This window comes from Cupriavidus sp. 01L415 (assembly GCF_056400065.1).
Window position 1 is genome coordinate 351,806 of the sequence record NZ_JBFTSP010000001.1, and the last position, 14,169, is coordinate 365,974.

Here is a 14,169-nt window from a genome sequence, read left to right on the forward strand (position 1 = left end):
CGGTTGGCCCTCAAATGGCCTTCATTTCGCGCAACTGCCGCACGCGTTCCGCATCGATCCCGAGCCGCTCCTGGAGAACGTCGCTCGTATGCTCCCCGAGCAGCGGGGGCCTCCCGACCTCGGGGTTGTCCCAGCCGTCAAAGCGCAAGGGCACCGGCAGCGCCGGAAATGAGCCGATGACGGGATGATCGAAACTGGAGACCATGCCGCGCGCCAGCACATGGGGATCCGTCAGGATTTCATCGACGGCCTTGATCGGCCCGGCAGGCACGCCTGCGGCGTCCAGGAGAGCGCAGAGCGCGTCGCGTTCGTGCGCGGCCATCGCCTGCGTCAGTTGCAGCATCACCTCGTCGCGCCGGCGCACGCGGCCGGCATTGGTCAGCAGTTCCGGTTCGGCGCCCCAGGCCTCGAGTCCTAGCGCCTTGCACAACGGCAGCCAGTGCTGATCGCTGGCGGTGATATGCAGCCAGCGCCCGTCCGCCGCCTGGAAGCTGGCCGACGGCACCCGCCCCGGATGCTCGGTGCCCATGCGCGGCGGCACCTCGTGCAGCGCAAACCAGCGCGCCGCGGCCAGCGTCAGCAGGCTGACCTGCCCATCGAACATGGAAAGATCGATGTGGCAGCCCTCTCCCGTTGCGCTGCGGCCCTGCAACGCGGACAGGACGGCGATGGCCGCCCAGAGGCCCGAGGTCAGGTCGGCCACCGGCAGCCCCGGCTTGACTGGGCCGCCATCGCGCTCTCCGGTCAGGCTCATGATGCCGCCCATGGCCTGAAACACCGTGTCATAGCCCTTGCGCGGCGCATAGGGGCCGGTTTGTCCAAAGCCCGTGCAAGACAGGTAGACCAGGCGCGGATTGATTTCCCGGAGCGTCTCGGGGCCCAGTCCGTAGCGCTTCAGCGTACCCACGGGGAAATTCTCGATCACCACGTCAACGCCGGCCGCCAGATCCCGCACGATCTGCTGGCCCGCCTCGCTGCGCAGGTTGACCGTGATCGACTGCTTGCTGCGGTTGAAGGCCATGTAATAGGCGCTCTCGGAGCCCGCAGGCGTTTCGACGCGCGGCTCGAAACCGCGTGTCTCGTCGCCGACGTCGGGCTGCTCGACCTTGATCACCGTGGCGCCGAGTTCCGCAAGAATCATCGACGCGAACGGGCATGCCAGCACCCGCGAGAGGTCGAGAATGGTGATGTGCTCGAGTGGCTTGGCCATGGCGATCTACTGCCCCTTCGGCACGAAGCTGCGCATGCGCTTGTTGGCTTCCCGGCCGATCTCCAGGCCGCGCGCGAGCGGGGAGTCCACCACCTCGTGGAAGGTCCGCTTGGTCGTGGCCATGGCGGCACGGCTGACGCCCGCGAGCCGGCTCGCGAGCGCCATGGTTTCATCCATCAGCACGTCGTCGGCGTGCACCGCGTTGAACATGCCCAGTTCGACGGCACGTTCCGCGTCGATGGTCTCGCCGGTCGCCACCAGATGGAAGGCCGCCTTGCGGCCAATCTGGCGCGTCAGGTTCGGCAACACGATGGCGGCGACGATGCCATGCTTGACCTCGGGATAGCCGATGCGCGCGGAGCGTGCCGCAAGCGCCAGGTCGCAGGCGATGGCCAGCCCCGCCCCGCCACCCATCGCGAAGCCATTCACCGCGGCAATCACGGGCTTGCTCATGCGCGATACGCTGAGGTGAAGCTGCATCGTCAGCTCGGCGCGATCCTCCACGCGTGACATCTGGTCGGGCGTGAGATCCTTGAATTCGGAGATGTCGGCACCCGCGCAGAATGCGGGGCCGTTTCCTGTCAGCACCACCACGTGCACCGCATCGTCGGCTTCGGCGGCGGCCAGGGCGTCGACCAGCCCGCGGGTCAGCGCATTGTTCAGCGCATTGCGCTTGGCCGGCCGGTTCATGCGCAGCATGCGCACGTGGCCGACGTCCTCGATCAGGAGTTCATCCATGTCTGTACCCTTGTTGTTTCGCAATATGTCCTACCGCTTCGCATGTCTCGGCCATGATGCGCTCCACCAGCGTGGCCGCCGGCACCAGCTCATCGATCAGCGCGGCACACTGGCCCGCCTCGACCTTGCCTTGCTCGACGTCGCCGTCGAGCGCCGCCATTTTCAGTGATCGGCTGCCAAATAGCGCCTCGAGTGCCTCGCGCGGCTGGCCGGCCTGCTCGGCGGCCTCGTACTCGGCCGTAAAGGCGTTGCGCACCGCGCGGATCGGCAAGCCGCGCCAGCCCACCAGCGTGGTGTCGCCGACACCGGCGGCCAGCACCTTTTCCTTGTAGGCATCATGCAGCGATGCTTCGGGCGTCAGCAGGAAGCGTGTTCCCATCTGGACCGCATCGGCGCCCAGGCACAGCATGGCCGCCACGCCGGCGCCATCGGCCACGCCCCCGCCCGCCACGACCGGGATGCCAACCGCCCTGGCAATCATCCGCACCAGGACCAGCGTGCTCGTGCCGCTCGGTGGCGGATGGCCACCGGCTTCGCCACCGACCACGATCAGCCCGTCCACCCCTGCGGCTTCCGCCTTGCGTGCGTGATCCGGATGCGCCACGACATGCAGCCACTTGACCCCTGCGCTCTTGAAGCGCGCGATATGTTCGCGGGGGCTTCCCTGCGAGGCGATCAGGACTGGCACCCCTTCATCGAGCACGATCTGCAGGTGCTCGGCCGCGCGTTTGTTGTACAGCGCGACGTTGACGGCGAACGGCGCATCGGTGATCTCGCGCACTTCGCGAATCGCGCTGCGCAGGTCCTCGGGCCGCATCGGCCCGGCCGCGATGACCCCAAGGCCGCCGGCTTTCGATACCGTCCCGGCAAGCAGGGAACTCGACGACGCCCAACTCATGCCCGCCTGGAAAATGGGGTAGCGGATCCCGAGTAGTTCGGTGATGCGCGTCTTGATGCTCATGTTGTGCTTCCTCTTGAAAACCCGGTCACTCCGACGTGATGCCTGCCGCCTTGATGATCGGCCCCCAGCGATCCTGTTCGGCCTTCACCTGCGCACGGTAGGCATCCGGCCCGCCGGGTTGTGCGATGCCACCCTGCTCTGCAAATTTCTCCACGACCTCGGGCGAGCGCAACGCGGCGGTGGCGGCGTCGACGAGCTTGCGCGCCACGTCGTCCGGCAATCCACGCGGTGCGACGATGCCGTAGGCACCCGATGCGATGACCTTGGGCAAGCCGACTTCGGCGGCCGTCGGCACATCGGGCAGCGCGGGCAGCCGCTTGGTGTCCGTCACCATCAATCCGCGCAACTTGCCGGACTTGATCAGATGGGCCACGGCAGGAACCTCGGCGATGAACATGTCCACCTGTCCGCCCATCAGGTCCTGCACTGCCGGTGCGCCCCCCTTGTAGGGGATATGTCGCAGTCGGACGGCCGCTTCACGCTGGAACAGCGCGCCGACGACATGGGTACTGCTGCCTACGCCTGCGGAGGCGACCGTGAACTTGTCCGGCTCCCGCTTGGCGCTGGCGAGCAAGTCCGCGACCGACTTCATCGGCGAGCCGGCATTGACGACCAGCAGGTTCGGCGTGCGGACCATCGTGGTCAGGTACGTGACATCCTTGAGCGGGTCGAACGGCATCTTGGGGGAGATGAACGGTGCATAGACCATGGCGCCGGTGCCGGCCATGCCGAGCGTGTAGCCATCGGCCTGCGCCCTTGCCACCGACGAAATCCCCACCACGCCGCCCGCCCCCGGGCGGTTTTCGACCACGATGGTCTGCCCGAGGCGGGTCCCCATGGACTTGGCGAGGGTTCTCGCCATGACGTCCGCCGGCCCCCCGGCCGCGAACGGCACGATCAGGACCACCGGCTTTTCCGGAAAGGCTGCCTGCGCTGAACCGACGGCCAGCAGGGTGGCCAGCGACATGGTGTACTTCATGAGGCGCAACATTGGGTCTCCTTCGGTTGTTCTAGTTCGACGTTTGTGGACATAGTAATTTAAATAGTTTTATTCGTCCACCATTCCTGCGTGAGCTTGCGTGAGTAAACGGGCGCTCGAGGATATATGCAGGAAGCGTCTCCCGCGCGCACTCGTGCGGAAGGCGAATGGCATGCCGGTGGTCAAGGCAGCCAGGCCTGTGCTCGGGATGGGCTGTGAGCGAGAGAGAAGCCGGGCCGCCCTCGTTACGAGGGGCGGAAGCCCGGGGCGGCCCCGCGGGCCGAAGTCATGGCCGCATGGGAGATGCGGCGAAGTTTTCTGTGCGTCTTGCAGGCCGTTGTCGAACATGGCCTGCCGAGGTGGCGCACCGTGGCGGCGCCTCGGTCAGGCGCCCGGCTACGGTGGCAACGGCAGCATTGGCGGCAACGGCCAATCACCCACGATGGTGACCGTCGCCGCCGGGATTGCCGTTAGCGCGGTTCAATGCCTCTCAATAGCCGTACATGGGCTGTGGCGCCATGTAGCGCACCGGCGCGGCCGGCTGGCATGGCACGTAGGCGCCGTCGTAGTTGCGATAGCAGTAGCCCGGCGGCACCTGCGGCGCGGCATAGCTGACCGGTTGCGGGGGCGCATAGACCGGCGCCGGCGCGGCAACGGCTACCTGGCTGCCGACCACGGCGGCACCGATGGCCAGGCCGGCGAGCGCCCCCAACGCCAGCGCGATGCCATCGTTTGATCCGCCGCCGCCGTGGTAGCGACCATGGGCCGAGGCAGGCCCTGCGGCAACCATCGCGGCACAAAGTACGGCCAAACCGGTGTAACGAATCGACTTGCGCATTTCAGGCTCCTTGTCGCCCAGATTGGCGTTGTCAGATGGAATCCATCATGCACGACGATTGATTACAGTGGGTTACGCGATGGTGAGCAGATGTTAACGGGCGTAACCAAGGGGACGCGCCTCCCGCAGCAGGTCCGCCACCTCGTCCGTCGTCGGCGCATAGGCGCCGGACCGCATGGCGGCCGCGGCTGCCGTGGCCGCCGCCCAGTGAACCTGCTCGGCCGGTGTGGCAGCCGGATTGCGCAGCAGCGCTGTCATCCATCCCCCCATCGCGGCATCGCCACAGCCCACGGTATCGCTGACCTCCACCGGCAGGGCCCGCTGCTCCACGACGTCATCGCCTTGCAGGAGCGTCATGCCATGCGCACCGCGCGTCAGCAGCACCGCTGCCTTCGGCGCCATTGCACGCAGCGCGGCCACTGCCGCACCTTCGTCAAGCGATGGGTACAGGGCCCGCAGGTCTTCGTCGGATACCTTGATGTAGTGGGCCAGCCCCACCATATGAGCGAACACCCGCGCATAGGCCGGATCGCGCATCGGCTCGCGGAAATTGGGATCAAAGGCGATGCGTTTGCCGGCGGCGGCGGCCTGCCCGGCTTCCGCGCACAGCCTGCCGGCCAGGGGCTCGCGTGCCAGGCTCAGCGAGCCGAAGTGCACGGTGCGCGCCGCTTCCCGCCAGCCCGGGGGGAGACGCGCCGGCTCGAAATACAGGTCCGCACTGTCATCGCCCACGAAGAAGTATTGCGGCGGATGCTGGGCGGTCACGAAGGCCAGCAACGGTGACCGGTCCACCCGCTGCAGGAAACGCAGGTCCAGGCCGGCCTCCAGGCTCGCCTCGGTCAGCGCGTCACCGAGCGTGTCCTGGCTGATGGCACCCGCGAAGGCGGTGGGGATGCCCTGGCGCGCGCCAACACGCGCCACATTCCAGCACGAGCCCCCCGGCAGCCCCAGCCAGTGCTGGCCACCCTGGCAGACCATGTCGGTCAGCGCTTCGCCAAAGACCACATAGGACGGTAGCGGCGTCATGATTGCGATGTCTCCATACGGCATCCGGCCGCGACGGGTTGCGAACGACGAGTGCCTGTGGCAAGTCGCGCCCGGCGGATCAGCGCCGCGGTGGAGGCATCGTGCGACTGGCTCGGCCCGCCCTCCAGCTCGCGCTCGATTGGCCCGGCCAGCGTCTTGCCGAGTTCCACGCCCCACTGGTCGAACGAATTGACATTCCACAGCACGCCCTGAACGAACGTGCGGTGCTCCGACAGCGCGATCAGCGCGCCGAGGTGGAACGGGTCCAGGCACTGCAGCAGGATGGTATGGCTCGGACGATTGCCATGGAAGACCATATGCGGCACCAGTCGTTCGTCGTCGATGCCCAGTGCGCGGACCTCGTCGGCCGTGCGGCCGCGCAGCAACGCCTCGCCCTGGGCGAAGCAGTTGGCCAGCAGCTTGCTGTGATGGCCCGGCACGTCGCGCACGGGAGTCAGCGTGGTGATGAAGTCCACCGGCATCCAGTGCGAGCCCTGATGCACCATCTGGAAATAGGCGTGCTGGCCGTTGGTGCCCGTCGTGCCCCACACCACGGGCGCCGTACCGCCGACAACGGGCGAGCCGTCGTGCTGCACCGACTTGCCGTTGCTTTCCATTTCCAGTTGCTGGAGGTACGCCGGCAGCAGTTCCAGCGGTTCGCAGTATGGCGCCACGCAGCGGCTGCCCGTGCCGAGGAAACTGCGGTACCAGACATCCAGCAAGCCGAGGATGACCGGCATGTTGTGCGCCAGCGGCGCCTGCGCGAAGTGCTGATCCATCGCGCGGGCGCCGTCGAGCAATGCGCGAAAGCGTTCGAAGCCGATCGCCAGCACGATCGACAACCCCACCGCGGACCAAAGCGAGAAGCGGCCGCCAACCCAGTCCCAGAACGGGAACATGTTCGCCGGATCGATGCCGAAGGCCACGACGGCCTCGCGATGCGTGGACACCGCCACGAAATGACGCGCCAGTTGATCGGACCTGACGCCACGGTCGAGGTACCACGCGCGCGCGGTATGCGCGTTGGCCATGGTCTCCAGCGTGGTGAACGTCTTGGAGCAGACGATCACCAGCGTGCGGGCCGGGTCCAGGTGCGCCAGCACGGTAGCGAGGTCGCTGCCGTCGACATTGGCCACGAAGTGCATGCGCGGCCCGGTCGGGTCCAGATGGCCGAGCGCGCGGCACACCATGCGTGGGCCAAGGTCCGAGCCACCGATGCCGATATTGACCACATCGGTAATCGTCTGGCCGTCGTGGCCGCGCCACCTGCCGCTGCGCACGGCATCGGCAAAGCGCGCCATCTGGTCGAGCACGGCGGCCACTGTCGCTGTCACGGCCAGGCCCTGCGCCCGGTAGTCATCCGAGGGATGCGCGCGCAGCGCCATGTGCAGCGCCGCGCGGCATTCGGTCGTGTTCACGGTCTCGCCCCGGAACATCGCCTCACGCCGCTGCACCAGTCCGATTTGGTTGGCGAGGTCGCGCAGTAGCGAAAGCGTTTCCGCGGTGATCAGGTTCTTGGCATAGTCGAGTGTCAGGCCGGCGGCTTCCACCACGAATTGCTGGCTGCGCGCGGCGCCGGCCTCGCCCTCGAACCAGTCGCGCATATGCGCATGGCGGAGCGATTCGGCGTGAATCTCCAGGGCCCGCCAAGCGGGTAGCGTGTGGGACATGATGTGGCCTCCTGCGTTGTGTGCTGCCTGGCTTGCTGCGCGGCTTGCCGTGTGACGGACCGGATTGCGGGCTGTCCGGCGGTCCGTCGTCCTGTCGATCCGTCCGCCCGCGCAGCATGCGCTGCCTATAGTTCCTCGTGCCAGACCGCCCCGTTGCGGGACAGCAGCGCGCTCGACGCCGCCGGGCCCCAGGTGCCGGCCGTGTAGAGCTTGGGCGCCTCGCGGTTGTGTTCCCACGCCTGCAGGATCGGCGCGACCCAGCGCCAGGCCTGTGCCTGCTCGTCGCGCCGCACGAACAGCCGCAGCCGGCCGCGGATGACATCGAGCAACAGCCGCTCATACGCGCCGGCCTTGCGCTCATGGCGAGCGCCCTGCCCGCGCGGCAGGATGCGTTGCAGATCCAGCGAGGCGGGCTGCAGCGCCTGGGTATCACCCGGCTGCTTGACGAGGAAATGCAACCGGATGCTTTCCTCGGGCTGCAACGTGATCACCAGCCGGTTGCCGGGCGCATGGTCCAGAGGGCGCGGAAACAGCGAGTACGGCACGTCGCGGAACTGCACCACGATCTCGGCCAGTCGCTGCTGCATGCGCTTGCCGGTGCGCAGGTAGAACGGCACGCCCGCCCAGCGCCAGTTGGCGATCTCGGCCTTGACGGCCACGAAGGTCTCGGTGCGACTGTCGGCGGGGATGCCTGGCTCATTCACGTAGCCCTGCACCGGCCCACCCACCGCCGCGCCGCGGCAATACTGGCCCCGCACCGCCTTTTCCGCCACCTCGTGGAGGGCAATCGGCTTGAGCGCCTTGAGCACCTTCAGTTTCTCGTCGCGGATGGCGTCTTCCGCCAGGCTGGCGGGAGGTTCCATCGCCACCATGCAGAGCAGTTGCAGCAGGTGGTTCTGCACCATGTCGCGCAGCGCACCGGTGCCGTCATAGAAGCCGCCGCGCTTTTCCACGCCAAGCTCTTCGGCGATGGTGATCTGGACATCCCGCACCCATTCGCGCCGCCAGAGGGGTTCGAACAGCGCGTTCCCGAAGCGCATGGCCAGCAGGTTCTGTACGGACTCCTTGCCCAGGTAGTGGTCGATGCGATAGATCTGGTCTTCGGCGAAGAATTCGGCCACCGCGGCATTGATGGATTCGGACGATTGCAGGTCATGGCCGAGCGGCTTCTCCAGCACCACGCGCACGCCAGGATGATTGAGCCCCGTGCGCGCCAGCTGCTGGCAGATCGGCACGAACAGCTGCGGGCCGGTCGCGAAGTAGCAGACCACGACGGGCGCCGCACGGGCCCGCACCAGTTCCGCCAGCGCGTCGAATTGCTGCGGCACGTTGGCATCGACCTGCAGATAGGTGATGCGGGCGACGAAGGCGTTCCACACCTCGGCGGCCGCAGCGGCGGGCAACGCCGGGCGGACCTCGGCCTCCAGCATGTTCAGGTAGGCGGACTGCGTCAGCGGCTGGCTGCCGAGCGCAATGATGCGTCCCCGCTCATGCAGCGATCCCACGCTGTGCGCATCGAACAGCGCCGGCAGCAGCTTGCGCCTGGCCAGGTCGCCCGTGCCGCCGAAAAGGACGAAATCGAATTCCGGCACCGCCGGTATGGATGGGTTCTGCATCGTGTCACCTGTATCGGACGTGGACGCCGCCAGCGCTGGCGGGCCGATCCACGTGGGTTGCATTGCTCTCGCCGGCGCTATCGGCTATCCGCTATCGCGGCGCGGACCAGCCGCGGTATTCCTTCACGTTGTCGCGCGTGACCAGCGTCGGCGCCAGCAGCACCGTGCGGCTGGCGGGCGCCTGCCCGTGCATCAGGCCGACGCCGATCTCCACGGCGGTGCGGGCGATGGCCCAGGGGTCCTGGCTGGCGGACGCCTGCACCAGCGTATCGGCCTTGAGCGCGGCCTCGATATCGGGCGCCCCGTCCACCGAGGCAATCACGATGCCCCGGCGGTTCAGCTGCCGCGCGGCCAGGTCTGCCCCCACCGCCTGCGGGTCGTTGATGGTGAAGACGGCATCGATCTTCGGGAAGCGCGTCAGGTAGTGCTGCATCACGTTCAGGCCGCCTTCGCGCGATCCCTTCGCATCCTGGTCGTCGGAAAGAATCCGAATGGCCGGATGCCTGGCGAGTACGGTCTTGCACCCTTTCACGCGGTCGAGCACGGCGGAAACCGGCGGACCGTTCTGGATGATCACGGCACCGGTGCCCTTCAGGCGGTCCGCGATATAGCCGCACGCAAGCTCGCCGGCGCGCGTGTTGTCGGTCTGGACGGTGGCATCGGCGCCAGCGGCCCCGACGTCCACCGCCACGACGACGATGCCGGCCTTGCGGGCCTTGCGCACGGCGGGCTCGATTGCGCGGGCATCGGCCGCATTGATCAGGATAAGGTCCACCTTCGACACGATGAAGCTGTCGATGTGGGAGAACTGCTTGTTCAGGTCGTAGTCGGCCGACAGCACGGTGACCCGGGCATCGGGATTGACCTGTTTGGCCGCGGCCTCCGCGCCGCGCGCCAGCGCAACGAAGTAAGGATTGCCAAGCGAACCGAGCGTTACGCCAACCTTCTTCAGCGGGCGGCTATCGGCGGACGTTGCCGGGGCCGTCTGGCCCTGTGCCTGTGCCTGCGCCTGCGCTTGCGCGCCTGCCGCGCAGGCGGCCATGGCCACGGCCATCAGAGTTTGCTTCCACACGTCATGTCTCCTGAACAAGGATTCGCCAGTCGTTGCGTCACGTCGCATCACGTCCGGGCCGAACCCTTGCGGCGATAGCGATCCAGCGTCACGGCGCCGATGATGACCAGGCCCTTGATGATGTACTGCCAGATGTCCGACACGCCCAGCAGGATCAGTCCGTTGGACAGCACCGCGATGATCAGCGCGCCAATCAGGGTGCCGCCAATGGAGCCCACGCCGCCGACGAAGCTGGTGCCGCCGAGAATGACCGCCGCGATGGCATCCAGCTCATAGGACTGCCCGAGCTGCAGCCCGTTGGCGGCATAGAGCCGCGAGGCCGACATCACGCCGCCCAGCCCCGACAGCAGGCCGGACACCGCATAGACGAACAGCAGCACGATCCACACCTTGATGCCGGAGAGCCGCGCGGCCTCGGCATTGCCGCCCACGGCATAGATATGCAGGCCAAGCACGGTCCGGCGCAGGACGAACCAGGCCACCGCCACGACCGCGATGGCAATCACCACCAGCCACGGCACGCCGAGGACTTCGCCATTGCCGATAAAGGCAAAGCCGATATCGGGGTTGTAGATCGTGCTGTCATGCCCCACCAGCCGCGCCAGGCCGCGCACCGCGGTGAGCGTGCCCAGCGTGACGATGAACGGCGGCAGGTTGAGGAAGGCCACCAGCGCGCCGTTCACCAGCCCGAACAACAGCCCGCACAGCAGCGCGGCCGGCACGCTCAGCGCGCCCAGCTGCGGCATGAGCGAGACGAGCATCGCCACCACGGCGGAGATCGACAGGATGGAACCCACCGAGAGGTCAATGCCGCCCGTCAGGATCACAAAGGTCATGCCGGCGGCCAGCACCATGTTGATCGACGCCTGCTGCGCGACGATGGAGAGGTTCTGCCAGCTCGCGAAGTTCTCCGTGAGCACCGCAAAGCCGATGCAAAGCAGCACCAGGATCGGCAACATGCCCAGCGCGCGCAGGCGCTCCTGCGTGGTGATGCCGCTGCGGCCGGCGGGTGCGGCGATGGCCGCGGCGTCGTGGTGGGGGCGGGAAAGATGCATGGCTGTCTCCGGTCACGGTCGCCCTGGTGGCGGCGCCGCGAATCTGTCTGGCGTGGCGTGGGAATCGTGGGCTAGTGCAGTGCAGCGCTGGCTGGCATGGCGGTGGATGGAGCGCCGGTGGCCAGCGCGATGATGTGTTCCTGCATCGACGCGGCACTGGCCTGCGCCCGAACCTCGCCGGCCAGCTCGCCCTCGCGCATGATCAGCACGCGGTCGCACAGCGCCACCACCTCGGGAAGCTCGCTGGAGATCAGCAGGATCGCCACGCCGCTCGCGGCCAGCTGGCCGATCAGGCGGTAGATCTCCGATTTGGCGCCGATGTCGACGCCGCGAGTCGGTTCGTCAAGGATCAGCACGCGCGGGCGGATTTCCAGCAGGCGCGAAAGCATGACCTTCTGCTGGTTGCCACCGGACAGCGCGCCGACATTGACGCCCGCGTGCGCCACGCGGATGCCGAGCGCGCCAATGGCCGCGCGGGTCCGCTCTCGCGCCGCCGGGCGATTGAGACGCCCCAGCCCTTTTGCGTCGCGCGAGGCCACGATCAGGTTGATGTTTTCGTGCACGCTCTGGTCCAGGAACAGGCCCTGGAGCTTGCGGTCTTCGGTCAGGTAAACCATGCCGGCGTCGATCGCCACGCGCGGGCTGCCTGGCGGCAGCGGCTTCAGCGCGCCCGGGACGGTCGACAGCGCCGCCGAAACCGCAGACAAGTCAGCAGACGCCTCGGCCGCGATGCACACTTCGCCCGCCTTGCGTGGATCGGCGCCGAACACCAGCCGTGCAAGCTCCGTGCGCCCCGCGCCGACCAGCCCGGCCAGGCCCAGCACTTCGCCGGCATGCAGGTCGAAGCTGCATCCGCGCACGCGCCGTCCATCGGAGACATCGCGCACCGTCAGCACCGGCTTGTCGTGGGGCGGGTGTTCTTCGTGGGTGCGGGCATAGAACCCCGAGAGGTCCCGCCCCACCATCATCTTGACCAGCGCGGCCTGCGACAGATGCGCGCGGTCGATCGTGCCCACGTAGCAGCCGTCGCGCAACACGGTGACGCGGTCGGCCAGTTCATCGATCTCCGCCATGCGGTGGCTGATATAGAGGATGGCCAGTCCCTCGCTGCGCAGCTTGCGGATCAGCGCGAACAGCCGGTCCGTCTCGCGCGTGGAGAGCGGTGTGGTGGGTTCGTCCATCACCAGGATGCGCGCTTCAAAGTGCACGGCGCGCGCGATTTCCACCAGCTGGCGCTGCGCGATCGACAGGTCCGCGACGGTGGTCGTGGCCGTGAAGTCGGCTCCGAGCCGCTCCAGCGTGGGCACACAGGCTCGGGCCATGCCGGCGCGGTCCACCACGCCACGGCGATGCAGGTGGCGGCCAAGATAGATGTTCTCCGCCACGGTCAGGTTGGGCGCAAGACTGAACTCCTGGTAGATCACCGCCACGCCCAGCTCTCTTGCGGCCTGCGGGCCGTCGATATGCACCACGTCGCCACCGATACGGCACTCGCCGCCCGGGTCGGCAATATAGGCGCCGGAGAGGATCTTCATCAGCGTCGATTTGCCGGCGCCGTTTTCCCCCATCAGCGCGTGCACCTCTCCGGGCCATGCCGTGAGTTCGACGTTGGACAACGCCTTGACGCCCGGAAACGTCTTCGAGATATTGCGCAGCGCAAGCAGTGGCGCAGCCGTGCCACCGTGGCGGGCCTGGAGATCGGAATCAGACGATGGCATGGTTTGCCTCCGGAATCATGGCCGAACCGCCTTTCAGCAACTCGGCGCGCGGGGAGAAATTGATGAACATGGGTAGCGACGCCGCGCCGATGGCGCCGGCGTTGGAGCCGAAACAACCGCGCACGATGCGCGGCGCGCGGCGCGCTTCCGGTGCGCTTTCCTCGAGCGAGGCCTGCAGGCTGGCAATCAGCTCGGGCAGCAGCGCGTCGCCGATATCGGCATCGAAGATGATCAGCGGCACATCCAGCACTGCCAGCGCGGATTGCAATGCGGGCACCAGCGCATCGATGCAGTCCTCGAGCCATTCGGTCACGGCGGGATGCCGCGCGACAACCTGCGCTTCCAGGTCGGCGAGGGAGTGGATGGCGATGCCGTGATGGCGCAGATGCCGTGTCAGCGCGTTGAGCGACGCGCGCGCCAGCAGGATGTCACGGCGCTTGCCGGTATGCGGTGCCGACGGCAGGGTGCTGGGCGTGACCGGAATCATGCCGATGTCTCCGGCATTGCCTGTCATGCCGCGCAGGCAGTCGCCGTTGAGAACCACGCCGCCGCCGACGGCCGGCCCCATGAACACATAGAGGAAGTTCTGCGCGTGATGGCGGCCATAAAACAGCTCCGCAACGGCCGCAGCGGTGCCGTCGTTCTCGCTGAACACCGGCAGATCGGTGGCCTCGCTCAGTGCGGCGGCGAAGTCCACGTCGTCCCATGCACGAAAGCTGTCGCGCATGGCGGCGTCCTCGATATCGAGTTCACGGAGCCAGGCGCCGAGGTTATACGGCTGCGCCACGCCGATACCCAGCAAGCGCTTCTGCTCGCTGGCATCGAGCGTCGCGCGCAGTTCGGCAACGTCCTGGCTGACTTGTGCGAGCACGGCATCGGGATGCGCGAGGATGCCGGGATGGTTGCGGCTGGCAAGGATCGCGCCGCCAAAATCGACCATCACGCATTCGATGCCGGAACGGTCCAGTCGGACGCCGATCCCGAAGGCGCCCTTGGACTGCAGGCGGATCAGGCTTGCCGGCTGCCCGCGCTGCCCCTCCACCCGCCGGCCGACCGGCTGGACCAGCCCGTCCTCCGTGAGCGTCTGCACGATGCTGCCAACGGCCGTGTTGGTGAGCTTGGCCATGCGCGCGAGGTCGGCCTTGGACGCCTCGCCTGCCCGACGCAATGCCAGCAGCAGCGCACGTTCGTTATACAGCCGCAGGCTTGCCGAGTTGACGCCACGGCCGGCTTTGGAAAGGGTCATGCTGTCTCCGGTGTCGAATGCGCCGCTTTCTGGCAGCTGG

12 protein-coding genes are annotated in these 14,169 nt (G+C 67.5%); all 12 read right to left on the minus strand.

The window, feature by feature from the left end:
* Positions 1-10 precede the first annotated feature (10 nt).
* A complete protein-coding gene (locus AC1DOX_RS01645) occupies positions 11-1,210 on the minus strand; it encodes a CaiB/BaiF CoA transferase family protein (RefSeq protein ID WP_441622462.1) in 1,200 nt (399 codons plus the stop codon).
* A gap of 6 nt (positions 1,211-1,216) precedes the next feature.
* Positions 1,217-1,948, minus strand: coding sequence for an enoyl-CoA hydratase/isomerase family protein (locus AC1DOX_RS01650; protein ID WP_441622464.1), 732 nt, complete (start codon positions 1,946-1,948; stop codon positions 1,217-1,219).
* The gene (locus AC1DOX_RS01655) at positions 1,941-2,909 is read right to left on the minus strand and encodes an NAD(P)H-dependent flavin oxidoreductase (RefSeq protein ID WP_092137868.1); all 969 of its coding nucleotides are present in this window, start codon (positions 2,907-2,909) and stop codon (positions 1,941-1,943) included. Before AC1DOX_RS01655 ends, AC1DOX_RS01650 begins: the two co-directional genes overlap by 8 nt.
* A 25-nt stretch (positions 2,910-2,934) precedes the next feature.
* A complete protein-coding gene (locus AC1DOX_RS01660) occupies positions 2,935-3,900 on the minus strand; it encodes a Bug family tripartite tricarboxylate transporter substrate binding protein (RefSeq protein ID WP_441622466.1) in 966 nt (321 codons plus the stop codon).
* Positions 3,901-4,378: 478 nt separating this feature from the next.
* A complete protein-coding gene (locus tag AC1DOX_RS01665) occupies positions 4,379-4,726 on the minus strand; it encodes a mechanosensitive ion channel protein MscS (RefSeq protein ID WP_441622468.1) in 348 nt (115 codons plus the stop codon).
* 93 nt (positions 4,727-4,819) lie between these two features.
* Positions 4,820-5,755 carry a carbohydrate kinase family protein gene (locus AC1DOX_RS01670; protein WP_441622504.1) on the minus strand — a complete coding sequence of 312 codons (936 nt, stop codon included), beginning with the start codon at positions 5,753-5,755 and terminating at the stop codon, positions 4,820-4,822.
* Positions 5,749-7,422, minus strand: a complete 1,674-nt coding sequence (pgi, locus tag AC1DOX_RS01675; RefSeq protein WP_441622470.1) for a glucose-6-phosphate isomerase — start codon at positions 7,420-7,422, stop codon at positions 5,749-5,751. The genes AC1DOX_RS01670 and pgi overlap by 7 nt, the downstream gene beginning before the upstream one ends.
* A gap of 125 nt (positions 7,423-7,547) precedes the next feature.
* Entirely contained in the window at positions 7,548-9,038 is a 1,491-nt protein-coding gene (gene zwf / locus AC1DOX_RS01680; RefSeq protein WP_441622506.1) for a glucose-6-phosphate dehydrogenase, read from the minus strand.
* A 91-nt stretch (positions 9,039-9,129) separates the two neighbouring features.
* Positions 9,130-10,080: an ABC transporter substrate-binding protein gene (locus AC1DOX_RS01685; RefSeq protein WP_441622508.1), complete on the minus strand. Its 951-nt coding sequence runs from the start codon at positions 10,078-10,080 to the stop codon at positions 9,130-9,132.
* A gap of 77 nt (positions 10,081-10,157) precedes the next feature.
* The gene (locus AC1DOX_RS01690; protein ID WP_441622472.1) at positions 10,158-11,165 is read right to left on the minus strand and encodes an ABC transporter permease subunit; all 1,008 of its coding nucleotides are present in this window, start codon (positions 11,163-11,165) and stop codon (positions 10,158-10,160) included.
* Between the two features lie 71 nt (positions 11,166-11,236).
* The gene (locus AC1DOX_RS01695; RefSeq protein WP_441622474.1) at positions 11,237-12,883 is read right to left on the minus strand and encodes a sugar ABC transporter ATP-binding protein; all 1,647 of its coding nucleotides are present in this window, start codon (positions 12,881-12,883) and stop codon (positions 11,237-11,239) included.
* Positions 12,870-14,129, minus strand: a complete 1,260-nt coding sequence (locus tag AC1DOX_RS01700) for an ROK family protein (protein WP_441622476.1) — start codon at positions 14,127-14,129, stop codon at positions 12,870-12,872. Before AC1DOX_RS01700 ends, AC1DOX_RS01695 begins: the two co-directional genes overlap by 14 nt.
* Between the last annotated feature and the right edge of the window lie 40 nt (positions 14,130-14,169).

Bases quoted from the DNA above. Each gene is read 5' to 3' on its own strand.
- AC1DOX_RS01695 (WP_441622474.1), bottom strand. From the start codon at position 12,883: ATGCCATCGTCTGATTCCGATCTCCAGGCCCGCCACGGTGGCACGGCT.
- AC1DOX_RS01645 (WP_441622462.1), bottom strand. From the start codon at position 1,210: ATGGCCAAGCCACTCGAGCACATCACCATTCTCGACCTCTCGCGGGTG.
- AC1DOX_RS01665 (WP_441622468.1), bottom strand. From the start codon at position 4,726: ATGCGCAAGTCGATTCGTTACACCGGTTTGGCCGTACTTTGTGCCGCG.
- AC1DOX_RS01690 (WP_441622472.1), bottom strand. From the start codon at position 11,165: ATGCATCTTTCCCGCCCCCACCACGACGCCGCGGCCATCGCCGCACCC.
- AC1DOX_RS01700 (WP_441622476.1), bottom strand. From the start codon at position 14,129: ATGACCCTTTCCAAAGCCGGCCGTGGCGTCAACTCGGCAAGCCTGCGG.
- AC1DOX_RS01650 (WP_441622464.1), bottom strand. From the start codon at position 1,948: ATGGATGAACTCCTGATCGAGGACGTCGGCCACGTGCGCATGCTGCGC.
- AC1DOX_RS01655 (WP_092137868.1), bottom strand. From the start codon at position 2,909: ATGAGCATCAAGACGCGCATCACCGAACTACTCGGGATCCGCTACCCC.
- AC1DOX_RS01660 (WP_441622466.1), bottom strand. From the start codon at position 3,900: ATGTTGCGCCTCATGAAGTACACCATGTCGCTGGCCACCCTGCTGGCC.
- pgi (WP_441622470.1), bottom strand. From the start codon at position 7,422: ATGTCCCACACGCTACCCGCTTGGCGGGCCCTGGAGATTCACGCCGAA.
- zwf (WP_441622506.1), bottom strand. From the start codon at position 9,038: ATGCAGAACCCATCCATACCGGCGGTGCCGGAATTCGATTTCGTCCTT.
- AC1DOX_RS01685 (WP_441622508.1), bottom strand. From the start codon at position 10,080: ATGGCCGCCTGCGCGGCAGGCGCGCAAGCGCAGGCGCAGGCACAGGCA.